This is a genomic window from Spongiibacter sp. (assembly GCF_041602295.1).
Taxonomy (GTDB): Bacteria; Pseudomonadota; Gammaproteobacteria; order Pseudomonadales; family Spongiibacteraceae; genus Spongiibacter.
Genome location: NZ_JBFIGO010000047.1, coordinates 1 through 21961 on the forward strand (window position 1 = coordinate 1; position 21961 = coordinate 21961).

The following is a 21961-nucleotide window of genomic DNA, read 5'->3' on the forward strand; positions in this document are numbered from 1 at the left end:
ATGAAGGCACTGGGGATGACGCCGAGCTTTTTTGTCGCCCACACTTTTTTCTGGGGCGACCGCCATCGCGACCAGTTTTTAGGCCCCGAGCGCGCTGCCCGCATCAGCCCGCTGCGCGACGCGCTGGAGCGCGAACTGCCGTTTAGCATTCATTTGGATTCACCGGTGGTGCCGATGGATATCGGTCGCCTGCTGTGGTCGGCGGTGACTCGGCAGACGCGCAGCGGCCAGGTGTTGGGTGAGGACCAGCGCTTGTCCATCATGCAAGCGCTCAGAGCCGTCACTATCGACGCGGCGTGGCAGAGTTTTGAAGAACAGCGATTGGGCTCGCTGGAGCCGGGTAAGCTGGCCGATCTCGTGCTGCTGGACCGCGATCCGCTGCTCGGCCCCGAGCAATTATTGAATTTCAAAGTGGACCAGCTGTGGATTGGCGGGCGCTGTTATTACCAGCGCGGCCAGTCGCAATGTCAGCCGTGAGTCCGCGCACATCAGGAGTATTTCATGAGCAACAGATTGCAAGATAAAGTCGCGATTATTACCGGTGGGGGGCAGGGAATCGGCGCCGCTACCGCGCAGCGTTTCGCGCAAGAGGGTGCCAAGGTGGTGATCTGCAGTCGCCGTCTGGAACCGTTGACGGCCGTGGCCGAGCAGATTCGCGCCGCCGGGGGCGAGTGCCTGCCGCTATCGGTGGATGTCAGCGACGAAGCGGCGGTAAAGCAGCTAGTGGCTGACACCCTAAGCGAATATGGTCGCCTCGATATTGTGGTGAACAACGCGGTGTTGATGGTGCCGGGCATGCTCGCCAGTCACAGCACCAAGGCCTGGCATCAAAATTTTAATGTTTCATTGGATGGCGCCATGTTTTTAATGCGCGAGGCCTATCCGCAGTTGAAGCAAAACCGCGGCGCGGTGGTGAATGTGTCGTCGGTTTGCGCACTGGCGGGCTCAGTGGCCACGGCGGCTTACAGTGCGGCCAAGGCCGGGGTGATTGCGCTGAGTAAAAGTGCGGCGATTGAATGGGCGCCCAAAATTCGCGTTAACGCGGTGGTGCCCGGCGCGTTTTTAACCCCGGCGCTGGAGACCGTGAATCCCGACGAAGAAACCCAACAAGCCACCGGCAAAACGATCCCGCTGGGGCGAATTGGCGATCCGCGGGAATGTGCGAATGCCATTTTGTTTTTGGCCAGCGACGAGGCTTCCTATATCACCGGTTCGGTACTCAATGTCGACGGCGGTCGCATGGCGGAGTTGAATACCGGCACGGCGCGCTGGGAGGACAAGGCATGAGTGAGTCGCTGGAAGCGCGGATCGACCGCCTCGAGTCGCTGGATGAAATTCGCCAGCTGGTCGCCAAATACGCCCTGTCGCTCGATATGCGCGACCTCGATGCCCATGTGAATCTGTTTGCCGAAGATATCAAGGTCAGTCGTGAGCACAGCGGTCGCGCCCATCTCAAAGCCTGGGTCGACGACACCCTGCGGCGACAATTTACCGGCACCTCTCATCACACCGGCAACCACATCATCGAATTTAGCGATGCCGATCACGCCATTGGCGCGCTCTATTCCAAGAACGAGCACGAGTGCGGCGGTGAGTGGGTGATTATGCAAATGCTCTATTGGGACGACTACGAGCGCATTGACGGCCGCTGGTATTTTCGCCGCCGCCTGCCCTGTTACTGGTATGCCACCGACTTGAACAAACCGCCGATCGGCGACATGAAAATGCGCTGGCCGGGACGCGAGCCCTATAGCGGCGCGTTTCACGATTTGTTCCCCAGCTGGCAGGAATTTTGGCAAAACCGCCCCGACGGCTTGCCCGAAGTGGCCGAGCCGGCGCCGCTGAATGAATTTCTAACGCGTATGCGTCGCGGTGCGCCCGCGCCAAGAATCCGGGTGAGATAATGCAGTTACTGACGCCAATAACGCTGGGTGCGCTGTCGCTGAAAAACCGTGTAGTGATGGCGCCGATGACCCGCTCGCGCGCCGACGAGCAGGGCGACATGCCCAATGCGCTGATGCGCGAATACTACCGCCAGCGGGCCACCGCCGGGCTGATTATTACCGAGGGCAGCCACCCCAGTGCCGACGGCAAGGGCTACTGCCGCACGCCGGGCTTGTATAACGACGCCCAGCAAGGGGCATGGGCAGAGATTTGCAAGGCGGTGCACGATGAGGGCGGCAAGATCGTGCTGCAACTGATGCACTGCGGGCGCGTGGCTCATGCGGCGAACAAAGCGCCGGGGGCGCGTACAGTTGCGCCTTCGGCGGTGGCTGCACGCGGCCAGATTTACACCGAGACGGGTATGCAGAACTTTGCCCAGCCCGAAGCCATGAGCCCGGCTGATATTCGCCAGACCATTGCCGATTACGCCGCAGCGACCCGCCGCGCTTACGCCGCGGGGTTTGACGGGGTTGAGTTGCACTGCACCAGTGGTTACCTGCCTGCGCAGTTTCTGTCGACGGGCAGCAATCTGCGCGAAGACGACTACGGGGGTTCGCTGAGCAAGCGTTTGCGCTTTGTATTGGAGGTGCTGGAGGCAATGGCTGCCGTCGACGGCGCCGGGCGTGTCGGCATGCGGATCTGTCCGGGCAATCCCTTTAACGACTTGCACGACGACGACCACCGAGAGACTTTTGCTGCTCTGCTTGAGGCAGCTAATCCACTGGGCTTGGCCTATTTACATGTGATTCGTATGCCCAAGGTCGGTGACAATATCGCCTTGGCCAAGCGCCATTTCAGCGGGCCGCTTATCGTTAACGATAGCTACAGCCGTGAGGAGGCAGAGCTGGCCCTGGCCGCTGATCCGCAGATAGCTGCGGTGTCATTTGGCCGCGCCTTTATCGCCAACCCGGACCTGCCCAGGCGCTTTGCCGAAGGCTTGGCGCTGGCGGAGATTGATCCCAGCAGCCTGTATACAGCCGGGGCCAAGGGCTATACCGATTACCCGCCGGCCGGTTGAGGTGTCGACGCTAGTGGACGCGATCACCTGGCACAAGGTATATCCGTTAGTCTTAAGCCTTTTTGACGAGGGCGCAACGGGCTAGTTTGTGAGGGAGAGCTGTTTTATCGGCACAAAAAAGGGCCGCTAGTGCGGCCCTTTGCATAAGGCCTCGACGCTTAGAAGCGCAGGGCGGCGCCCACTTCAAAACCGTCTTGTTCAAAGTCCTGCGGTCCGTCTGCCGACACATCGGTATAGCTGGCGGTGAGCTCGATATTGGGCTGAGGGAAGTAGCTGGCGCTGACGGCGACACCGTCGACTTCCAGATCGCCGACTTCACCCACCATGGCAGCAATGCCAAAGCCCAGGCTGTTGTTGACGTAGTAGGTTGCCCCGGCGGCGAGCAGATAACCGCTGTCATCGAGGGCGTCGCTGTCGACGTAGGCCACGCTGGCGTCGTAGGCGACGCTGGCTCCTTGAGTCAGTGCGGTAACATTGTGCAGCTCTATGCTAAGTTCGTCGGTGTTTTCGCCGTCGTCATCTTCAGTTTCGAAGGAAACCACCAGGTCGGTGCTGGCGTTAAGGTAGGTGCCTAGACCAATGCTAATGGTGTCGCTAGTGTCATCGCCGTCGTCGGCTTCAGAGTAGGCGGCCTGAACAATCAGGTTGTTGGCGGTAACCACGCGGACATCAAAGGCGAACTCGTCTTCGTCGTCAGGGGCTTCGTCGATATCTTCGTTGTCCCAGGCGAAGCCTACAGACGAGCTTTTGCTCAGAAAGGCCGCTTCGGCTTGCGGGCCCTTGCTAGTATTTACCATTTCAAAGTGGAAGCGGCCGGCAACGCCAGTCGTATCGTAATCGCTTTCGGCATTGCCGATGGAAACCTCTCCTTGGCCGTAACTTAAACCGGCTTCGAATTGATAATCGGCGTGGGCAGCCACGGCGGCACTGGAAATGGCGATAGCCAACAGAGTTTTTTTCATGTGTTTCCCCATAGATAGTCTGCCTTGGCGAGTCGCCGCAGGCTGTTTTTTTATTTATACACTAGCTTCGGTTAACGCATTATTACAGCGCATTTCGGTGCGCCATAATGGTGCGGTTGGCCCAGAGCATAGCATTCTGCGTGGCGGCTGCAATAGGCTTTTGGTGAAAATTTGCTGCCGCGAAGACGGCCGATGGGCAAGACGTGAACGGTAACTATTTTAGTCGCTGGCCGTAGTGGCAAAAAGCTTGCTGGACCTGCTCCATTTCGTCGTCGCTGAGTAGCGTCGGTTCACCGTGTTGACGGCTCAATAGGTAGCAGGCGGCCAGGGCTTCGACTTCTTGGGCCAGGGCCAGTGCCGCTTGGGCGGTGTCGCCAATGCAGATTTGGCCGTGGTTGGCCATGAGGCAGGCCTGCCGTTTTGCCAGGGCAAGGCAGACCTGTTCAGAGAGTTCTTCACTGCCAAAGAGCGCATAGTCGGTACAGGGTATGTCATCGCCACCGGCCACCGACACCATATAGTGAAAGGCGGGAATGGCGCGGCGCTGACAGGCCAGTGCGGTGGCGTTGAGAGAGTGGCAGTGAACCACCGCGTTGCTGCGCGGGTGGCTGGCATACAGCGCCTGATGCATGCGCCATTCGCTGGAGGGGCGGGGTTGGTCCGCTGGCCAGTCGCGCAAGTCTTGCTGGGTGTCGGCAACAAACACCACGTCGCCCTCGGTGGCGCGCTGGGCCACCGCGCCACTGGCACTGATCAACATGCCACCGTCAACGCGCACGGAAATATTGCCCGAGGCGCCGGGGCTGAGCTGCGCCGCGCCCATGGCGTGAAGGGCGTCGAGCAGGGCGCGGCTGGCGCTGTTCACCAATTAAACGCCGTCACGCAGGGCTTGGATGCGTTTTTCCAGGGGCGGGTGCGAGCTGAACAACGCGGCGAAATCGCGCTTGCCACCGGTGCGAATGCCAAAGGCAGTCAGCTCGTCGGGCATGTCATTGGGCAGGCCCTGCTGGGCTTGCAGGCGCTGCAGAGCGGCGATCATGTCCTGGCGGCCGGCGAGGTGGGCGCCGGCGGCGTCAGCGCGAAATTCCCGCCAGCGCGAAAACCACATGACGATCATCGAGGCGAGAATGCCCAGTACCATTTCGGCAATAAAGGTGGTGATGTAAAAGCCAATGCCGTGTCCGCGCTCGGTTTTAAATACCGCGCGGTCAACGGTATGGCCAATAATGCGTGCGAAGAACATGACAAAGGTGTTTACCACACCCTGCACTAGGCTCAGCGTAATCATGTCGCCATTGGCAACGTGGCCAATTTCATGGGCCAGTACCGCGCGCACTTCATTGGGGCGCATTTGTCGCAAGAGACCCTCTGATACGGCGACCAGTGCGGCATTTTTATTCCAGCCGGTGGCAAAGGCATTGGCGGCGGGCGACGGGAAGACGCCGACCTCGGGCATTTGGATACCGGCTTTTTGTGATAGCTCGGCGACCGTTTCCAGCAGCCAGCGTTCGTCGCTGTTGCGCGCTTGTGTAATGATTTGTGTGCGGGTGGCGCGTTTTGCCATCCACTTGGAGATAAACAGCGATACCAGCGAGCCGCTCATACCGAACACCGCGCAGAAAATCAGCAGCGAGCGCAGGTCGAGGTCGACGCCATTGGCCGCCATATAGCTGCTGACGCCGAGCAGGCTGAGGGTGACGCTCGCCACGGCGATGACGGCCAAGTTGGTGGCTAAGAAGAGCAGAATGCGCATCATGGTGATTGGTTCCTTTGGAATGGTCTACTGCATTAGATGGGGAGGTGGGCCGGCGGTTTCAAGCGCCGGCGAAAATCTTTAGCATCCCTGCTCCGGACGGCTGTCTGCCGTATCATCGGACGGCGTAATGGGGTCGTCGTTCACCGTGTCGGTCTCACTGAGGATGGCTGGCCCGGCTTCGACCTGCGGTTGGTTGCTGTTATCCAGTTCGCACTCCAATGCACTGGCGCGCAGCCAGATATCTTTGCTGCTGAGTTCAAAAATTGCGTTGACCACCTCGTCGTGATGAACACTGCGATACAGCTGCCGGCGGTCGCGACCGTCTACCCACTGCTGCTGTTTGCCGAGGAAATGTCCGTGCTGATTTTGAATAACAAATACCGTGGCCATGTTTTTGTCCGTTGCTACTGTGTGCTGGTCGCCATTCTAGCGTGGCGGCGCCGTCAGGCAAGTGTCGCTAGCCGAGCTTGCTGAGTAGCAGCGCCTTGGCGGCATTGAGCTGACTCGCCAGGTAGTCGTTGCCGCCGCGGTCGGGATGTAATTTCTGCATCAGGCTGCGGTGGGCAGCAATGATCTCGGCTTCGCTAGCGCCGGCTTGCAGCCCCAAGATGGAGAGCGCCTGTGTTTCATCCATATGCGGCTGTGCCGCGCTGCTGGCGCCACGCTGGTGAGCTTCTTCAGCTCCGGGTTGAGCGCGGCTGATTTTGTGGTAGATGTGGCGCAGCACATATTGCCGAACAAAGGGCATGGCGCCACCAACTAAACCCGCCAGCCAGTGGACGCGGCCGGTAACTGACAGCAGTACCAGGGCGGCGGCGGCCATGCTCAGTAGCAGCGTGATGTAGTAGGAGCGGCGCTGCTCGGGCGGCTTGCTCTGTACGAGTTTTACAAAACGGTACAGGGCATAGAGGATGACGGCGGCAAATATCAGGCGGATGATCATTGGGCTTTCCAGTCGTGGCGCGAGGCTGTGCAATGCATCGCGCTGAGTTAAAACAAGCTGTGCTAGAGTATAGGGCTTTCTCCGTCGCAACCCCACAGCGACAGTCGCAAACACGATAAATATGGATGGTTATGGTCGCCGCTTCTTCCGCCGCACAGCGCTTTGTGCTGTTTCAGTCACTGCACGATGTCAGTCAGTCCGGCGACAACAACTGGGAGCAAATTGTTGCCCTGCTCAGCAAGGGGGAGCAGGCGGCGCAGCGCGCTCAGCTCGATGCCGTGGCGGCGCAGTTTGCCAGTGGTCAGCAGATCGTTTTGGAGGAGTTGCGCGGCGGTGGGGTGTTCTTAGATTGGGAGTTGCGGTTTATGCAGCTGGGTTTGGCGGTGGGCAATTTAGGCAATGTGTATTTGCGCCTGGCTGAGCACTACCGCTTACTCAACGAGTTTCAACAACGCCTGCGTCGCGCAGCCAGATTGCCGCTGATGCTGGTGCTGGGTTTTGCCCTATTGGTGCCATTGCTATTGTTGTTGACCGGCCAGTTAGGCGCCGCCAGCGCTTTGTTGGCGGCGGTGCTGGGGCTGCTGCCATTGGCTGTGTTGGCACTGTGTTGGCGATTGCTGAGTGGCCGACGCGTGCGGCCCTGGTTGCAGCGACAGCTCTATCGCCTGCCGGGGATTGGCGAAGCGCTGGCGCGCTACCAGAGCTATCATTACATCAATCATTTGGCAGAGTGTATTGCTGCCGGATTCCAGTTGCCGCAGGCGTTAAAGCAATCTGCGCGGCGAATGCCAGACAGTCCGGTCAAAGGGCGTTACGAGGCCTTGGCTCGGGAAGTCGCCGGCGGGCAGAAGTTGTCCAGCGCACTGCTTGAGAGCGGTATTTTACGCGGAATTGAAATGCCCGCAGTGGGGGCTGGTGATGCCAGGCAGGTGCCGGCTCAGCTGAGCCTGGCGATACACCGAGCCTGTGAGGAGCAGTTGCAATTTTGGTCCGCTAGCCTGCCTTACGTACTGTTGGGGCTGATCCCCTACCTGGTGATTGTCAATGTCTGGTTTCTGTTGCATTGAGGCTACCCGGCGCAGGGTTTTCGAGGCTTTTTAGCTCGTCAATGTAGTGGCGGCGGCCCGACAGTTCTCGCTCGATCGCGCAGCGCTCGCGACTGTTCTGCCACTCGGCGTTTTTCAGCAGTTCCCAGAGTTTGCGACTGCAGAGGTTTTTAACATTTATTTCCCGGTTCTGATTGTTCATAGCTTTCTCCTTGATATCGGCGCTTAGCTGATTGCGCGTCCCTGGTATCGTTAACTTGTGTCTCTCGCCTGTTAATAGTGGGCAAATAGCATTGCAGTGGTGTGACAGCCGCGCATCTTTTGGCACTTTGCGCTAGACTGCGCGTTTTTTCGCCCCGGCTCTCAAGGGAGGCGACCGCCAATGTCACAAAACCTGCTACCTGATGCGGCATGGCAGCGTATGCAGCGCTTTGCCGCCGACAAACCGACGCCGTGTCTGGTGTTCGACCTGCCCACCTTGCGCGGCAAATACGCTGAGCTACAGGCGGCTTTTCCATTTGCCGATATTTACTACGCCGTTAAGGCCAATCCTGATGCGGAAATCATCCGCTGCCTGGACGGCCTGGGCGCCAGCTTCGACATCGCCTCGGTGTACGAGTTGCAGAAGCTGCAGTCGCTGGGTATTCCGGCAGCGCGCATGAGTTATGGCAATACCATTAAAAAAGCCAGTGACATCGCCTATGCCTATGGGCAAGGCGTGCGCTTATTTGCCAGCGACTGTGAATCCGACATACGTAAGTTAGCAAAGTTCGCGCCAGGAAGCAGGGTCTATATTCGCGTGCTGACCGAGGGCTCTGAAACCGCCGATTGGCCACTGTCGCGCAAATTTGGCTGCCAGCGGGATATGGCGGTGGAGTTGAATTTACTGGCCCGCGATCTGGGACTGGAGCCGTATGGGATATCCTTCCACGTCGGTTCTCAGCAGCGCGACATCAGCAGTTGGGACGCGGCGATTGGCAAAGTGCGCTTCATTTTTGACCAGCTCGCCGAGGCGGGTATTCGTTTGAAAATGGTGAATATGGGCGGCGGTATGCCGGCCAATTACAAGCATCGTCCGCAGGATATTGAGACCTATGGCCGCGCCATTGCCCGCTTTTTGGAAGAGGACTTTGGCGATGCCCCCCCCCAGATCATTATTGAACCGGGGCGCTCCTTGGTGGCCGAGGCTGGGGTGTTGGTGAGTGAGGTGGTGCAGATTTCCCATAAATCCCACGACTCTTTGGATCGCTGGGTCTATCTCGATGTCGGCTTATTCGGCGGCTTGATAGAGGCCCTGGGTGAAGCCATTCAATACCCGCTGTGTTGGGAGATCGACAGTGACGGCGAGGATGAGGTGATTATCGCCGGTCCGACCTGCGACAGCATGGATATCCTCTATGAGGACCACCGCTATAGCCTGCCAACGAACCTGCAGGAGGGCGACCGCCTGTACTGGTTGTCGACTGGCGCCTATACCACCAGTTACAGCTCGGTGGAATTCAACGGTTTTCCGCCACTGCGCAGTTATATGCTCGATGAGTCATAAAAAAACCGCCGCCTGCGGTGCAGAGCGGCGGTTTTAGCACCTTGATTGCGCCCGCTGCTGCGGGCCGCGATGCTCAGAACGTCAGGCGTAAACGCCAGTAGAAGTCCGCTTCCAACTGCTGAATGGCGTCGTCGTCGGCGACATCTTCATAGAAGGACTTGGCAGCCACGAGTTCGGAATACAGAAAGTCGCGGTATTCCAGTTTCAGCCGCAGGCCGGCATCGGCCAGTGACTGCTCGTCACCGAATTCACTACTGGTGTTGTTGTACCAGCTGCCGCCGTATTCGGCGAACAGCGAGGGCGTCAGTTTCAGTCCCTCGGTGGCCTCTATCGCTTTGGCCAGCGACAGTTTGAGGTGGTAGCCCTCGTCACCAATCAATGCTCCGGGCAGATAGGCGCTGAGGCTGTCCATGCCGCCCAGTACAAATTGCTGTTGCTGGGGCAGCTGCTCATCGGCAAATTGCCCGCGGGCTTTTGCCGCTAGCGTCAGCCCTTCGCCAACGCGCTGCTCGTAGCTCAGTGCCGGCAGCAGGGCGATAAATTCGGCGCTGCGAGCCTGGGCAACAATATCGGGTACCGGCTGGCCGGGGTTTTGCTGCTGGTAGGCGGCGCGGTAGTCGTCATAGCTGTCCAGGGTGCCACCGTCGCCGAAGCCGGCGCGAACTTTCAGCGTGGTGTTCAGGCGCGCGGCATCGCGGTCTTCGCTCTGAAAGCGGTTGTGAGTATAACGGCCGCCGAACTCAAGAACCTGATAGCTCTCATCCAGGAGTCGCTGGTCGCTACCTTCTTGATCGATGGTTGAGTCGATGAACTCGATGCGCTGAGTCAGGCTAAGCTGCTGCCACGGCGTGCTGTACAGCACCTGTTCGCCGCGCAGTGTGGCTTGCAGGATCTGCGCGTCCAGCTCGACGCCCGCGGTGACCGTCTGCGGGTCGGTACAGCCTAGAAAGAGGAACGCGCAGCTGCCTGGGGTCGTGGAGCTTGTCAGCGGTTCGCGCAGGTAGTCGACATAGTTAAGTTCGACGCCGTATAGACCGAAGGCAAAGGGGTGGTCGACACTGGCGCTGATCTGGTTGAGCTCTTCGCCGTCGCGGGACTCGCCCATATCGGTAAAGGCGGTCTGGTAGGACAGTGACGCCTGGGTGCCAGATTCAAACTGGTGCTTGACTCCCGCCAGGCCAAAGTAGCGGCCGAGGTAGCGGCTGCCCTTGTTGTTGGCTTCGACGATGATTTCAGTGGCATCGTGATTTTCAATGGCTTTGCGGCTCAGCACGATGTCCACAGTGTCGTCGCCCTGTTCTACATAGCTGATGTCGTAGTCATAGCCCGCGCGGCGGGCGCGCAGGTCGGCCAGTACCTTGGCGCGGTGAAACTCGGCAATAGTCAGGTCGGCATCTCCGGCCAGACCGGCGAAGTAGGGCTGCATTTCTTCGGCGCCGGTTACTTCGTTCAGGCGCATTTGTTTTACCAGAATCGCCACGCTGCCGAGCAAGCGGGCGTAGTCAACTTTGACCAGCAAGTGGCCGTCTTGATAGTAGCGCTTGGCTAAGTTAATGACGGCCTCTGAGGGCGTTTTTGCTGAGCTCAGCAGCGCGCGCAGGGCCTCGTCACTGAGGTGTTGATTGCCGTAAACGCGCACCGTGGTGCCGTTGATTTGCACGTCTGTGCTGCTGGCGGCGGCACTTTGCGCGGCCTGGACTTGTTCCGGGCCGGCGTTGACTGGCGGCATAACGGGTGGCAGATCGATCGCCATGTAATTTCTCCTAAACGGTAATCAGCAAATTATTGAGCGCACTATACGCGTTATCAGTTCAGTACTTTGAGCTCTACACGACGATTTTGCGCGCGGCCGGTCTCGCTGTCGTTGTCGTGGCTGGGTTGGCTGTTGCCATAGCCACGCGGCTGTAAGCGTTCAGCGTCGACACCGTGTTCGACGAAGTAGTTTTGCACGGCGAGCGCGCGGCGATGGGACAGCGCCATATTGTAGTCGGCGTCACCGAGGCTGTCGGTGTGGCCGGCGATTTCAAGGCGTGGGGCGCCCGACGCTTTAATCACTTCAATCGCGGCGTTTAGCGTTGCGATAGATTCGGCGGTGAGGGCGGCTTTGTCGAACTCGAAAAATACGCCTTCCAATCGCAGTGCGGTCAGTTCATCCAGGTGGCAGCCGTTGGGTAAAACCGCGGCCCCGTTTGGGGTGTCTGCGCATCGGTCGCGGCTGTCGCATACGCCGTCGGCGTCGCTGTCCGCGCACTGCTCGGCGTCAAGGCTGTCGGCATTTAGCAGGGCCAGCAGGGCGGGGTTGTTGTCATCGTCAGTGCGGTTCGTCCGGCGAATTGCCGTTACCCCTCCGCCGAGGGTGTCGTTGACCAGACCGTTGCCGTCAGCGGTATTGTCGTCGTTGTTGGTCAGTGCATCTTCGAGACTGCCGGCAGTGAGGTCGCTGATCAGGCCGTCTACGGGGTCGGTCACCGGCTCCAATGCATCGGTCAGTGGATCGACAACAGGGCTCAAAGCGCCCAGCAGCGGTTCCAGCAGCACTTGGTCGACGGGGTCGGTGATCGGGTCCAGCAGTTGGTCAACGGTTTCTAGCAGCGGATCCAGGGCTTCACCGAGGCCGTCGGTCAGCGGCAGGGGTGAGGCTTCGCCGGCCTCAGTGCCGCTGTTGGGGTTTTGGTCGCCGCCGAGCAGGTCGTTGACCAGGCCATTGCCATCGGCAGTGTTGTCGTCATTGTTAGTCAGTGCGTCTTCCAGGCTGCCGCCAGTGAGTTCGGCAAGCAGACCGTCAACTGGATCGGTGGCAGGTGACAGGGTATCCAGCAGCGGTTCGGTGACGGGAGACAGGCCGTCTAGCAGCGGTTCGACGATACTGTCGTCGACGGTGTCGGTAATCGGGTCAAGGGCGGTGTCCAGCGCATCGACGAGCGGAGTTAGCGCCTCCCCCAGTGGGCTGCTGAGCAGCGGCAGTGGTGAGGCCTCGCCGGCTTCGGTGCCACTGTTGGGGTTTTGGTCGCCGCCGAGCAGATCGTTGACCAGGCCATTGCCGTCGCCGGTGTTGTCGTCGCTATTGCTCAGCGCATCCTCCAAGCTGCCTCCGGTCAGGTCTGCCAGCAAACCGTCGACGGGATCGGTGACCGGTTCGAGGGCGCCTAGCAGCGGCTCGGTAACAGGGCTGAGACCGTCTAGCACGGGCTCCACTAAGCTGTCGTCAATGACATCGGTAAGGGGGTTGAGGGTTTCGTCCAGGGTGTCGATCAGCGGGGCCAGCGAGTCGCCCAGTGGCTGGGTGATGGCCGGCAGTGGCGAGGCTTCGCCGGCCTCAGTGCCACTGTTGGGGTCGCGTTCTGCGCCGAGCAAGTCGTTGACCAGGCCATCGCCATCGCCGGGATTAATCGGGTCATTGTTGCTTAGGCTGTCGATCAGCGAGCCGCCGGTCAGGTCGTTGACTATGCCGTCGACGGGGCTGAGCACGGGGTCGAGGGCAGCGGTCAGCGGTGAGACAAGGGGTTCCAGAGCGCCTAACAGGGGGCTGGCGAGTTGCTGATCAATAACATCGGTAACCGGGTCGAGGTTATTGTCCAGGGCGTCGATCAGCGGGCTGAGCGAGGTGCCCAGTGGTTGGCTGATAGGACTGAGTAGTGCCGGCAAGTCGAGCAGTGCGCCGTTGTCGCCAAGGTCGAGTAGGCCGGGGAGTTGGGCGTTGGCCAATTGACTGCTGCCGAAGCTGCAAACTGCGGTGGCGATCAGCAGCTTTTTGAGCTTGAAAGGTGATGAGGGAAACATGTCCTGGGCCTCTTGGGTGATCCACGATGTACTATCGCGCGTAAGTAAAACCGTAAAGTGAGTGTTCTGCTTGGCCTGTGCCCAATCTCTCGGGATAACTGGAGGGATTGAGACAGCCGTCGAGCCGCCGCATAGCGAGTCTGTTAATCAGTGGGGTGAGGTTATAATTCCTTAACTTGCTAAATAAAAGCCCGCCTGTGAAAAGTACCGACTTGAAGCGCAGTTTTTGTGTTTTAGCGAGGTCTTATTGCTCAGTTGCTTTGTCTTGTGCAGAAGCGCGGGGCGCTGTCAGTGCATGAGCCGCTCGGGGGCGGCCCAGTCTGAAGGCACTGTTGTAGCTGTTACGGACGCTTAGTCAACCACGGCATCGACGAAGTACTGATCGACACCGTCAATTCTTTCTTTAACCAAACCGTGGCAGTCGGTTTCGAAGCCGGGGAAGCGCGAGTTGAAATCGCGTACGAACTGCAGGTAGCGAACGATGGTGGCATTGAAACGCTCACCGGGGATGAGCAGGGGGATACCTGGCGGGTAGGGCGTCACCAACATGGCGGTGGTGCGACCTTCCAGCTTATCAATGGCGACGCGCTCTATTTGGCGGTGGGCCATTTTTGCCCAGGCATCGGCGGGAATCATTGCCGGCTCGATTTCCGACAGGTACATCTCGGTGGTGATCCGCGCCAGGTCGTATTCTTTGTAGACACTGTGGATGTCGTTACACAGGTCGCGCAGGCCGACTTTGTCGTACTGGGGATGTTTGCGGGCGAAGGCGGGCATCACCCGCCACAGCGGCAGGTTGGCATCGTAGTCGTCTTTAAATTGCTGCAGCTCGGTCACCATGGAGTTCCAGCGGCCCTTGGTAATGCCGATGGTGAACATGATGAAAAACGAGTAGAGGCCGGTCTTTTCGATAATAATGCCGTGCTCCGCCAGGTATTTGCTGACGATGGACGCAGGAATCCCTGCCTCGTCAAAGTTGCCGTCGACGTCCAGCCCCGGGGTGATGATAGTGGCCTTGATCGGGTCGAGCATATTAAAGCCGGAGTCGATGTCGCCAAAGCCGTGCCAGCGGTCGCCGGAGTGAATAACCCAGTCGTCGCGCTCGCCAATACCCTCTTCGGCCAGGTATTCCGGTCCCCAGACTTTGAACCACCAATCGTCGCCGTGGTCGGCGTCGACCTTGCGCATGGCGCGACGAAAGTCGATGGCTTCCATAATGGATTCTTCCACCAGTGCGGTGCCGCCGGGGGGCTCCATCATCGCCGCGGCAACATCGCAGGAGGCGATAATCGCGTACTGCGGGCTGGTCGACGAGTGCATCAGATAGGACTCGTTAAAGCGGTGGGTATCGAGTTTGCGGTGCTCGGCATTCTGCACCAGGATCTGCGAGGCCTGCGACAGGCCGGCGAGCAATTTGTGGGTGGACTGGGTGGCGAACACCAGGGTCTCGTCGGCGCGCGGCCGATCGTTGGCGATGGCGTGCATGTTTTCGTAGAAGGGGTGAAATGCCGCGTGCGGCAACCAGGCCTCATCGAAGTGCAGGGTGTCGATGCTGGCGTCGAGGATGCCTTTAATTTCCTCGACGTTGTAAACAATACCGTCATAGGTGCTTTGTGTGATGGTAAGAATGCGCGGCTTTTTCTCGACGACGTCCTTGGCAAAGGGGTGGCTGTCGATTTTTTGGCGGATGGTCTCCGGTGAAAACTCGCTTTTGGGAATTGGCCCGATAATGCCGTAGTGGTTGCGCGTGGGAGTGAGGAACACCGGGATCGCGCCGGTCATAATAATGCTGTGCAGGATCGACTTGTGGCAATTGCGGTCGACCACCACGATGTCGCCGGGGGCGACCACCGAGTGCCACACCACCTTGTTGGAGGTGGAGGTGCCGTTGGTGACGAAGAACAGGTGGTCGCAGCCGAAGATGCGTGCGGCATTGTGCTCGCTGTCGCTGACCGGACCGGTGTGGTCGAGCAGCTGGCCCAGTTCCTCGACGGCGTTGCAGACATCGGCGCGCAGCAGGTTTTCGCCGAAAAACTGGTGGAACATCTGGCCCACCGGGTTTTTCAGAAAGGCGACGCCGCCGGAATGGCCGGGGCAGTGCCAGCTATAGGAGCTGTCGCTGGCGTAGTTCATCAGCGCATTGAAAAATGGCGGCGCCAGTGATTCCAGATATTTGTTGGCCTCGCGGATGATGTGGCGGGCAACAAATTCCGGGGTGTCTTCAAACATGTGAATGAAGCCGTGTAGCTCGCGCAGGATTTCATTGGGAATATGGCGCGAGGTGCGGGTTTCGCCGTAGAGAAATACCGGGATGTCGGTGTTGCGGTGGCGCACCGCCTGTAGAAATTCCTGGATGGCTTCCAGCGCCTGACCGATGGCCTCGTCGCTGCCATCGTTAAATTCTTCGTCGTCAATGGACAGAATGAAGCAGGAGGCGCGGCTGGCCTGCTGGGCGAAGGCGGTGAGGTCGCCATAGCTGGTAAAGCCGACGACCTCCATACCCTCGCGGCCGATGGCGTCGGCCAGGTCGCGAATGCCGGAGCCGGAGATATTCTCGGAGCGGAAGTCTTCGTCGATGATCACTACGGGGAAACGAAATTTCATAGGGCCGGTCGCTCTTTATACAGATGTAGATAGGGGGTCGCCGCGAGTCGATGCGCCACGTTAGCCTAGCGGAAATGCAGACAAAATGTGAGTGTTGACGCGCTCCAGTGAGCGCGTCGTAGCGAAAATATGCAGGGGGGATTCAGTGCAGCTTACTCGCCGGCAATGGTGTCGAGAATGTACTGGGGCAGGGCAAAGCTGCCGCGGTGCAGGGCCGGGGTGTAGTAGCGTGTGCTAATGCCGCTGGCGGCGAAGCGCTGTTGCAGCGTGTCCAGGTCGGTGTCGCGCAGCGCTTTGTTGTCGCTGGCCCAGGCAAAAGTCATGATGCCGCCAACATAGGTCGGTACGGCTGCCGCGTAAAAATGGCAGTCGTCGAACAGCGGTGACAGGCGCTGGTGAGTGGTGCTGACTTCATCGGGCTGCATAAACGCTACACCGTTTTGTGCGGCGAATACGCCGCCCGGCTTGAGGCAGCGTTTAATGCCTTCGTAGAAGGGCGAGGTAAACAACACTTCGCCGGGGCCGATGGGGTCGGTACTGTCGGACAGGATAACGTCGAATTGGCGCTCGCAGTTGCGCACGTAGTCGATGCCGTCGCCGATCACAATTTCCGCACGCGGATTGTCGTAGGCACCGCTGGAATGGCGCGGCAGGTATGCCACGCACATATCGATAACGGCCTGGTCGATCTCGACTTGTACCGCGCGCTCAACGCCCTGGTGGCGCAGTACTTCGCGCAGCAGGCCGCCGTCGCCGCCGCCGATAATCAGCACGTCTTTGGCATTGCCGTGGGCAAACAGCGGTACGTGGGCGAGCATCTCGTGGTAGACGAACTCATCTCGTTCAGTGGTCTGAATCACACCGTCCAGCGCCATCACTCGGCCAAAGTCCTGAGACTCGAAAATAACCAGGTGCTGGTGGTCGGTTTTGCTTTCAAACAGCACTTCCTTCACACGGAAGCCCTGGTGATAACCGCTGTGGAGGGTTTCGTCGAACCACTCAGACATCGTCCATTCTCCCGCGCAGGTTTTCGCCGACTTCTATGCGTGAAGGGCTAAAGGCTTTTTGCAATATACCCACCGCCAGCTCGGGCTTGGCGTCACCACACATAAAGACATCAAAGGCTGCGTAGTCGCGCTCTGGCCAAGTGTGCACACTGATGTGCGACTCCGCCAATACGGCCACACCCGACACACCGCCATTGGGGGTGAAGTGGTGCATATGAATGTGCAGCAGTGTCGCGCCACATTCTTTTACGCAATCCAGGAAGGCTTTTTCCATGCGGGGAATATCATCGAGATGGGAGGCTCCCCAGAGGTCGATGATCAGATGCGTGCCAGCATAGGCTACGCCATCGCGCACGATGAAGTGGTCGAGATTTTCGTCCGAGCAAGTGATCGGATTAGTTGTGGCAGCGCCGGCCTCCAAAGAAGGCATAAGATCCAAGCTTTTCATCTAGCATAAATCCTCCGCAGGGCTAAAAGAGGCGGCGATTTAAACTTTTTTGTCGGTAAATAGCAACAAAAAATCGGGGTGAATTTTGCTGTCGAGCAGGGGGGCTAGACGGCGCATGCCGTGGGGCTTTGCGGCGCTAGCCAGGCGGCGGCCAATCAGGGCATAGTTAGGGGGTATTCATGGCACATAATAAGGAGGCTCGGCAATGAGTATTTTTGACCGTCTGCGCAGGCCCAGTGTGATCCCAGAGGCTAGCGAGGCCCTGCCGGGTCGCAGTGAGCCGATGTCGGTGCCGGCGCGCCACACCGTGTTGGGAACGCCGCTGACAGGGCCGTTTCCCGCGGCCTGTGAGCAGGCGGTATTCGGCCTGGGCTGCTTTTGGGGGGCTGAGCGCAAATTCTGGCAGTTGCCGGGGGTTTATACCACTGCGGTGGGCTACAGTGGTGGCCACACCCCGAACCCGCTGTATGAGGAAGTCTGCTCGGGGATGACCGGCCACAACGAGGTCGTGTTGGTGGTGTATAACACCGCAGAGATGGATTACGGCCAGTTGCTGCGCTGTTTTTGGGAGAGTCACGACCCTACTCAGGGGATGCGCCAGGGCAATGACGTCGGCACCCAGTATCGCTCGGGGATTTATACCTTCAGCGATGCGCAGCGGCGTGCGGCGGAAGACAGCAGGCAGTGCTATCAGCAGGCGCTGACCGCAGCGGGCCACAGTGAAATTACCACCGAGATTCTGGCGGCCGGCCCTTTTTACTACGCCGAGGCCTACCACCAGCAGTATTTAGACAAAAATCCCGGCGGCTACTGTGGCTTGGGTGGCACGGGCGTGGGTTGCCCTGAAGGGGTGTGAGCCCGCGTGAAACAACAAGGGGCCCACCGGGCCCCTTGTTGTTTCCTGCCAGTGATGGCTTATTTTTTTACGATGACTGACGAGCCGTGGCCAAACAGCCCCTGGTTGGCGGTGATGCCAACTTTGGCACCGGGCACCTGGCGCTCACCCGCCTGGCCCCTCAGCTGCCAGGTCAACTCACAGACTTGAGCCAGCGCTTGGGCCGGCACGGCTTCGCCGAAGCAGGCCAGGCCGCCAGAGGGGTTAACCGGCAGGCGACCGCCGAGCTTGGTGTCGCCGCTGCGCACCAGTTGCGCCGCTTCGCCGCGACCGCAGAGTTGCAGGTCTTCGTACCAGTCCATTTCCAGTGCGGACGACAGGTCGTAAACCTCGGCAACATTGACGTCTTCGGGGCCGATGCCGGCTTGCTCGTAAGCTTTGGCCGGCAGTGCGGCGCGGAAGCGGTGGGCCTCAACGCCGGCGGCCGCGGCCGAGTCGGTGGCGATGTCGGGCATTTCTACCACGGCGCTGGCGAAGGTTGGGGTGACCGTAGACACCGCAGCCACGCGCACGGCGTCGGCTTTGCCGAGGCGCTTGGCGTAATCCATGCTGGACACAATCATGGCGGCGCCGCCATCAGAGGTGGCGCAGATCTGCAGCAGGCGCAGGGGGTCGGCGACCATGGCAGAGTTCATCACGTCTTCCATGGTGAACTTCTTTTTGTAGCGGGCATTGGGGTTGGTGAAACCGTGCTCGCTGTTCTTGATTTTGACGCGGGCAAAATCTTCTTCGGTGTCACCGAAGAGGTCCATGCGGCGGCGTGCGTACAGGGCGAAGTAGGTCGGGTTGGTAATACCCAGATAGAAGCGCAGCCAGTCCGGATCTTCCGGGCGGTAGCCCTTGGCCGGGGCCAAAAAGCCCTTGGGGGTGGTGTCGGCGCCGACCACCAGGGCCACTTCGCACTCGCCCGATAAAATTTTGGCCTGAGCGGCGGCCAGTGCCTGTGAGCCAGAGGCGCAGGCGGCGTAGGAGGTGTTTACCTGGGCGCCTTGCCAGCCCAGAGCCTGGGCAAAGGTCGCGCCGGCAACATAGCCGGGGTAGCCGCAGCGCATGGTGGCCGCGCCAGATACAAAGCCGACGTCCTGCCAGGGAATGCCGGCATCTTTCAGGGCGGCGCGGGCGGCGAATACGCCGTACTCGCTGAAGTTCTTGCCCCATTTGCCCCAGGGGTGCATGCCGACGCCAAGGATAGCGATATCGTTACTCATTGAATTCTCCACTCATCTCGCCAGCGGCTCAGCCCAGCGGCTTCCACTTCCAGGTAATTTTTACCGACTCTTCATCTTCGTGAAGAGTTTCCAGCACCAGTTCCACGTCTTGGCCGACCTTGAGGTCTTCGGTGCCGACGCCTTTGACGACCTGGCCGAGCACGATCATCTGCTCTTTTTCCAGTTCTACCGCGGCGATGCCGTAGGGCACAAAGGGCTCTTCGGCCACGAAGGGCTCGGGCGGCTTGTAGCAGGCGTTGGTGTAAGACCAGATCTTGCCGGTGCGGCTGAGCTGCACTTCGCTAAAGGCTTCGCCCTCGCAGCTGGGATTGCGGCAAAAATTGAGATTTTTGGGGAAATAGTATGTGCCGCAGCTATCGCATTGGGCACCGATCAGGTGAGGCTTGTCGGTATCGAGGGTAAACCAGCCCTCGATGGCCGCCTGTACAGGCTTGTCACTCATGCCGAGTCTCCGCGTGAGGATGCCGCTGGGGCACCACTGAGTGATGGATTTATCAGTGCCAAATGATCGCAAGCGCAATCGTTTGGAGCTATCGTCTGAATGGTGGAGTGATTCGCCGGTGTCGCCGGTGTCGGTAGTGATTGCATATGTCAGCCCGATGACAGCTTTTGCAATTGTCGGCGCGCAGTGCCTGCCTATGATAAGCCTATGCGTCAATAATGACAGCTGCCGCCGTTTGCAGCGATATAGAGGAAGGCAAATCATGAAAGTAGAGTTTAGCGCTGAACAAAATGCGCTGCGCAAGGAATTGCGGGCGTATTTTGACGCCCTGATGACGCCGGAGCTCAAGGCCGAATGCGATGAGAGCATGGGTGAGGGCGGCGGGCCACTGTGGCGCGAGGCGTTAAAGCAAATGGGGCGCGACGGCTGGATTGGGGTGGGCTGGCCCAAAGAGCTGGGTGGTCGGGGCATGAGCCCCATTGAGCAATTTATCTTTGTCGAAGAAGTGATGCGCGCCGGTTACCCCTTTCCTTTTCTTACCACCGAGTCAGTGGGGCCGCAGCTGGCCGAGCACGGCAACGACTGGCAGAAACGCGAAATCGTCCCCAAGATCCTCGCCGGTGAATGCCTGATTGCCATTGGCTATTCCGAGCCCGGTGCGGGCACCGATTTGGCCAGTTTGAAAACCTCGGCGGTGCGCGACGGCGACGGCTGGTTGATCAACGGTCAGAAAATGTGGACCAGTCTGGCGCATTTCTGTGACTACGTGTGGCTGGCCTGTCGCACTGACCCCGATGCGGCCAAGCCGCACAAGGGGATCTCCATGTTCCTGGTGCCGACCAACGACCCCGGTTGGTCTTGCAGCGGGGTGAATACCCTGGGTGGGGTGCGCACGAACGCCACCTTTTACGACAATATTCGCGTAGGCGACGAGGCCATGGTGGGTGAGCTGAACGCCGGTTGGAAGCTGATTACCGGCCAGCTGAATCGCGAGCGCTTGAGCCTGGTGAATTTCGGCCCCACCGCGGAAATGTTTAACAATGTGGTGCGCTGGGCACAGACCACCGAGGCGGCCGAGGGCGGCAAAATTATCGACCAGCCCTGGGTGCAGATGAACCTGGCCAAGGTGCGCAGCGGCATAGAAGCCCTGAAGTTGGTTTGCTACAAACAGGCCTGGGCGATGACCGAGGGACAGTTGGAAATGGCCGATGCCTCGGCGGCCAAGGTTTACGGCTCTGAGTTCTTTATCGAAGTCTATCGTCTGTTGGGCGAGATTATTGGCCAGGCCTCACTGGTTAACCGCCGCACTCCGGGCGCCGACCCGATTGCTTCGCGCATTGAACGGCTGTATCGCACCGCGTCGATTATCACCTTTGGTGGCGGCACCAATGAAATTCAGCGCGATATTATTTCCGCTGCCGGTCTGTGGATGCCCCGCGCCTCGCGCTAGCGTGGTGAACGAATAAAAGAGAGAAAAATTATGGATTTCGGACTTTCAGAACAGCAGCGCGATGTGCAAAATCTGGCGCGTGAAATTCTCAGTGAGCAGGTCACCCAGGAAAAACTCGCGCAGTACGACAGCTATAAGGCCGAGCGTTTTGACCGCGAGCTGTGGCAGCAAGTGGCGCAGGCCGGCTTGCTTGGCGTGGCCGTCGACGAGGAATACGGCGGCATGGGCTTTGGCTTTTTTGAGGCGGCATTGATCGCCGAGGAAGTGGGCCGCAGCATCGCGCCACTGCCGTTTATTTCCCACTGTATTTCAGCGGCCCTGCCAATCCAGCAGTTTGCTTCGAGTGAACAAAAGCAGCGACTGCTGCCCGGTGCGGTCAGCGGCGAAACCCTGTTGACGGCGGCCTTGATGGAAGCCAATAACGAAGACCCCAGCCAGCCGCGCGACTGTCGCGCCGAGCGCTCTGGCGATGGCCTGCGTATCAGTGGTGAGAAGCTGTGTGTGCCCTTTGCCAAACAGGCCCAGCATATATTGTTGGCGGCAGCCGACGGCGATGCCGCGGTGGTGGTGCTGCTGCAGCCCGGTAGCGCCGGTTTGGAGATGGCGGCGATGGAGGTTACCAACTACGAGCCGCAGTACCGGCTGAGCCTCGATAATGTCGAGGTGAGTGCCGATAACATTATTGCCAGCGGGGATGCGGCGCGCGCCCTGCTGAAGAGTTTGGCTGAACACACTACGGCGGCGCTGTGTGCCCACCAGCTGGGCGCCAGTGACAAGGCGATGCGGATGACGGCATCGTATACCGCCGAGCGCCAGCAGTTTGGTGTGCCGATTGCCACGTTTCAGGCGGTCGGGCATCGCGCGGCCAACTGCTTTATCGACGTTGAGTGC

Annotated in this window: 22 protein-coding genes; 9 read left to right on the forward strand and 13 right to left on the reverse strand. The window is 59.4% G+C overall.

The genetic code is table 11. From position 1 onward, the window contains the following. The 4 genes from ABYM29_RS09380 to ABYM29_RS09395 form a co-directional block, all read left to right on the forward strand. Nucleotides 1-477, forward strand: a 477-nt coding sequence (locus tag ABYM29_RS09380) for an amidohydrolase family protein (protein WP_372864470.1), incomplete at its 5' end; no start/stop codon positions are given. A 24-nt stretch (nucleotides 478-501) separates the two neighbouring features. Then, entirely contained in the window at nucleotides 502-1287 is a 786-nt protein-coding gene (locus ABYM29_RS09385; RefSeq protein ID WP_372864471.1) for an SDR family NAD(P)-dependent oxidoreductase, read from the forward strand. Next, nucleotides 1284-1904: a nuclear transport factor 2 family protein gene (locus ABYM29_RS09390; protein ID WP_372864472.1), complete on the forward strand. Its 621-nt coding sequence runs from the start codon at nucleotides 1284-1286 to the stop codon at nucleotides 1902-1904. Before ABYM29_RS09385 ends, ABYM29_RS09390 begins: the two co-directional genes overlap by 4 nt. After that, nucleotides 1904-2962, forward strand: a complete 1059-nt coding sequence (locus ABYM29_RS09395) for an alkene reductase (RefSeq protein ID WP_372864473.1) — start codon at nucleotides 1904-1906, stop codon at nucleotides 2960-2962. The genes ABYM29_RS09390 and ABYM29_RS09395 overlap by 1 nt, the downstream gene beginning before the upstream one ends. Nucleotides 2963-3120: 158 nt before the next feature. Here the strand turns inward: ABYM29_RS09395 and ABYM29_RS09400 are convergent, their stop codons facing one another. The 5 genes from ABYM29_RS09400 to ABYM29_RS09420 all read right to left on the reverse strand — a co-directional run bounded on the left by ABYM29_RS09400 (nucleotide 3121) and on the right by ABYM29_RS09420 (nucleotide 6623). Continuing rightward, nucleotides 3121-3924, reverse strand: a complete 804-nt coding sequence (locus ABYM29_RS09400) for a putative porin (RefSeq protein ID WP_372864474.1) — start codon at nucleotides 3922-3924, stop codon at nucleotides 3121-3123. Between the two features lie 214 nt (nucleotides 3925-4138). Then, nucleotides 4139-4789 carry a class II aldolase/adducin family protein gene (locus tag ABYM29_RS09405; RefSeq protein ID WP_372864475.1) on the reverse strand — a complete coding sequence of 217 codons (651 nt, stop codon included), beginning with the start codon at nucleotides 4787-4789 and terminating at the stop codon, nucleotides 4139-4141. Between the two features lie 3 nt (nucleotides 4790-4792). After that, nucleotides 4793-5680, reverse strand: coding sequence for a protease HtpX (htpX, locus tag ABYM29_RS09410; RefSeq protein ID WP_372864476.1), 888 nt, complete (start codon nucleotides 5678-5680; stop codon nucleotides 4793-4795). Nucleotides 5681-5758: 78 nt separating this feature from the next. Continuing rightward, a complete protein-coding gene (locus tag ABYM29_RS09415; RefSeq protein WP_372864477.1) occupies nucleotides 5759-6070 on the reverse strand; it encodes a hypothetical protein in 312 nt (103 codons plus the stop codon). A 67-nt stretch (nucleotides 6071-6137) separates the two neighbouring features. After that, nucleotides 6138-6623, reverse strand: coding sequence for a hypothetical protein (locus ABYM29_RS09420; protein ID WP_372864478.1), 486 nt, complete (start codon nucleotides 6621-6623; stop codon nucleotides 6138-6140). A gap of 131 nt (nucleotides 6624-6754) precedes the next feature. Here ABYM29_RS09420 and ABYM29_RS09425 point away from each other — a divergent pair, with 131 nt between their 5' ends. Continuing rightward, nucleotides 6755-7690, forward strand: a complete 936-nt coding sequence (locus ABYM29_RS09425; protein WP_372864479.1) for a hypothetical protein — start codon at nucleotides 6755-6757, stop codon at nucleotides 7688-7690. On the opposite strand, the gene ABYM29_RS09430 is transcribed toward ABYM29_RS09425, so the two are convergent. After that, entirely contained in the window at nucleotides 7665-7871 is a 207-nt protein-coding gene (locus ABYM29_RS09430; protein ID WP_372864480.1) for a hypothetical protein, read from the reverse strand. The genes ABYM29_RS09425 and ABYM29_RS09430 overlap by 26 nt on opposite strands. Nucleotides 7872-8051: 180 nt before the next feature. On the opposite strand from ABYM29_RS09430, the gene ABYM29_RS09435 reads away from it, so the two are divergent. Next, on the forward strand, nucleotides 8052-9215 hold the full coding sequence (locus tag ABYM29_RS09435) for a type III PLP-dependent enzyme (RefSeq protein WP_372864481.1): 1164 nt from the start codon (nucleotides 8052-8054) through the stop codon (nucleotides 9213-9215). Between the two features lie 73 nt (nucleotides 9216-9288). Here the strand turns inward: ABYM29_RS09435 and ABYM29_RS09440 are convergent, their stop codons facing one another. From ABYM29_RS09440 to speD, 5 genes are all read right to left on the reverse strand, one after another. Next, nucleotides 9289-10968, reverse strand: coding sequence for a ShlB/FhaC/HecB family hemolysin secretion/activation protein (locus ABYM29_RS09440; RefSeq protein ID WP_372864482.1), 1680 nt, complete (start codon nucleotides 10966-10968; stop codon nucleotides 9289-9291). 53 nt (nucleotides 10969-11021) lie between these two features. Next, nucleotides 11022-12995, reverse strand: coding sequence for an OmpA family protein (locus tag ABYM29_RS09445; protein WP_372864483.1), 1974 nt, complete (start codon nucleotides 12993-12995; stop codon nucleotides 11022-11024). A 351-nt stretch (nucleotides 12996-13346) separates the two neighbouring features. Then, nucleotides 13347-15599: an Orn/Lys/Arg decarboxylase N-terminal domain-containing protein gene (locus ABYM29_RS09450; protein WP_372864484.1), complete on the reverse strand. Its 2253-nt coding sequence runs from the start codon at nucleotides 15597-15599 to the stop codon at nucleotides 13347-13349. A gap of 152 nt (nucleotides 15600-15751) precedes the next feature. Further along, the gene (speE, locus tag ABYM29_RS09455) at nucleotides 15752-16606 is read right to left on the reverse strand and encodes a polyamine aminopropyltransferase (RefSeq protein WP_372864485.1); all 855 of its coding nucleotides are present in this window, start codon (nucleotides 16604-16606) and stop codon (nucleotides 15752-15754) included. Beyond that, a complete protein-coding gene (gene speD, locus ABYM29_RS09460) occupies nucleotides 16599-17054 on the reverse strand; it encodes an adenosylmethionine decarboxylase (protein WP_372864486.1) in 456 nt (151 codons plus the stop codon). The genes speE and speD overlap by 8 nt, the downstream gene beginning before the upstream one ends. 205 nt (nucleotides 17055-17259) lie before the next feature. On the opposite strand from speD, the gene msrA reads away from it, so the two are divergent. Next, a complete protein-coding gene (gene msrA, locus ABYM29_RS09465) occupies nucleotides 17260-17910 on the forward strand; it encodes a peptide-methionine (S)-S-oxide reductase MsrA (RefSeq protein WP_372864487.1) in 651 nt (216 codons plus the stop codon). Between the two features lie 59 nt (nucleotides 17911-17969). Here the strand turns inward: msrA and ABYM29_RS09470 are convergent, their stop codons facing one another. Together ABYM29_RS09470 and ABYM29_RS09475 are read right to left on the reverse strand one after the other, a co-directional pair. After that, nucleotides 17970-19157, reverse strand: coding sequence for a lipid-transfer protein (locus tag ABYM29_RS09470; protein ID WP_372864488.1), 1188 nt, complete (start codon nucleotides 19155-19157; stop codon nucleotides 17970-17972). Between the two features lie 28 nt (nucleotides 19158-19185). After that, nucleotides 19186-19620 (reverse strand): Zn-ribbon domain-containing OB-fold protein, encoded by a 435-nt coding sequence (locus ABYM29_RS09475; RefSeq protein WP_372864489.1) that lies wholly within the window; start codon nucleotides 19618-19620, stop codon nucleotides 19186-19188. A gap of 262 nt (nucleotides 19621-19882) precedes the next feature. On the opposite strand from ABYM29_RS09475, the gene ABYM29_RS09480 reads away from it, so the two are divergent. Both ABYM29_RS09480 and ABYM29_RS09485 read left to right on the forward strand, forming a co-directional pair. Continuing rightward, nucleotides 19883-21070 carry an acyl-CoA dehydrogenase family protein gene (locus ABYM29_RS09480; RefSeq protein ID WP_372864490.1) on the forward strand — a complete coding sequence of 396 codons (1188 nt, stop codon included), beginning with the start codon at nucleotides 19883-19885 and terminating at the stop codon, nucleotides 21068-21070. 30 nt (nucleotides 21071-21100) lie between these two features. Then, nucleotides 21101-21961: acyl-CoA dehydrogenase family protein (locus ABYM29_RS09485; protein WP_372864491.1), on the forward strand; the 861-nt coding region annotated here is incomplete at its 3' end.

What these genes read in the sequence shown, in the direction of transcription:
- ABYM29_RS09430 (WP_372864480.1), bottom strand. Translation starts at nt 7,871, where the DNA reads ATGAACAATCAGAACCGGGAAATAAATGTTAAAAACCTCTGCAGTCGC.
- ABYM29_RS09420 (WP_372864478.1), bottom strand. Translation starts at nt 6,623, where the DNA reads ATGATCATCCGCCTGATATTTGCCGCCGTCATCCTCTATGCCCTGTAC.
- ABYM29_RS09415 (WP_372864477.1), bottom strand. Translation starts at nt 6,070, where the DNA reads ATGGCCACGGTATTTGTTATTCAAAATCAGCACGGACATTTCCTCGGC.
- ABYM29_RS09390 (WP_372864472.1), top strand. Translation starts at nt 1,284, where the DNA reads ATGAGTGAGTCGCTGGAAGCGCGGATCGACCGCCTCGAGTCGCTGGAT.
- ABYM29_RS09450 (WP_372864484.1), bottom strand. Translation starts at nt 15,599, where the DNA reads ATGAAATTTCGTTTCCCCGTAGTGATCATCGACGAAGACTTCCGCTCC.
- ABYM29_RS09475 (WP_372864489.1), bottom strand. Translation starts at nt 19,620, where the DNA reads ATGAGTGACAAGCCTGTACAGGCGGCCATCGAGGGCTGGTTTACCCTC.
- ABYM29_RS09400 (WP_372864474.1), bottom strand. Translation starts at nt 3,924, where the DNA reads ATGAAAAAAACTCTGTTGGCTATCGCCATTTCCAGTGCCGCCGTGGCT.
- ABYM29_RS09385 (WP_372864471.1), top strand. Translation starts at nt 502, where the DNA reads ATGAGCAACAGATTGCAAGATAAAGTCGCGATTATTACCGGTGGGGGG.
- msrA (WP_372864487.1), top strand. Translation starts at nt 17,260, where the DNA reads ATGAGTATTTTTGACCGTCTGCGCAGGCCCAGTGTGATCCCAGAGGCT.
- htpX (WP_372864476.1), bottom strand. Translation starts at nt 5,680, where the DNA reads ATGATGCGCATTCTGCTCTTCTTAGCCACCAACTTGGCCGTCATCGCC.
- speD (WP_372864486.1), bottom strand. Translation starts at nt 17,054, where the DNA reads ATGAAAAGCTTGGATCTTATGCCTTCTTTGGAGGCCGGCGCTGCCACA.
- ABYM29_RS09440 (WP_372864482.1), bottom strand. Translation starts at nt 10,968, where the DNA reads ATGGCGATCGATCTGCCACCCGTTATGCCGCCAGTCAACGCCGGCCCG.
- speE (WP_372864485.1), bottom strand. Translation starts at nt 16,606, where the DNA reads ATGTCTGAGTGGTTCGACGAAACCCTCCACAGCGGTTATCACCAGGGC.
- ABYM29_RS09470 (WP_372864488.1), bottom strand. Translation starts at nt 19,157, where the DNA reads ATGAGTAACGATATCGCTATCCTTGGCGTCGGCATGCACCCCTGGGGC.
- ABYM29_RS09425 (WP_372864479.1), top strand. Translation starts at nt 6,755, where the DNA reads ATGGTCGCCGCTTCTTCCGCCGCACAGCGCTTTGTGCTGTTTCAGTCA.
- ABYM29_RS09435 (WP_372864481.1), top strand. Translation starts at nt 8,052, where the DNA reads ATGTCACAAAACCTGCTACCTGATGCGGCATGGCAGCGTATGCAGCGC.
- ABYM29_RS09480 (WP_372864490.1), top strand. Translation starts at nt 19,883, where the DNA reads ATGAAAGTAGAGTTTAGCGCTGAACAAAATGCGCTGCGCAAGGAATTG.
- ABYM29_RS09445 (WP_372864483.1), bottom strand. Translation starts at nt 12,995, where the DNA reads ATGTTTCCCTCATCACCTTTCAAGCTCAAAAAGCTGCTGATCGCCACC.
- ABYM29_RS09395 (WP_372864473.1), top strand. Translation starts at nt 1,904, where the DNA reads ATGCAGTTACTGACGCCAATAACGCTGGGTGCGCTGTCGCTGAAAAAC.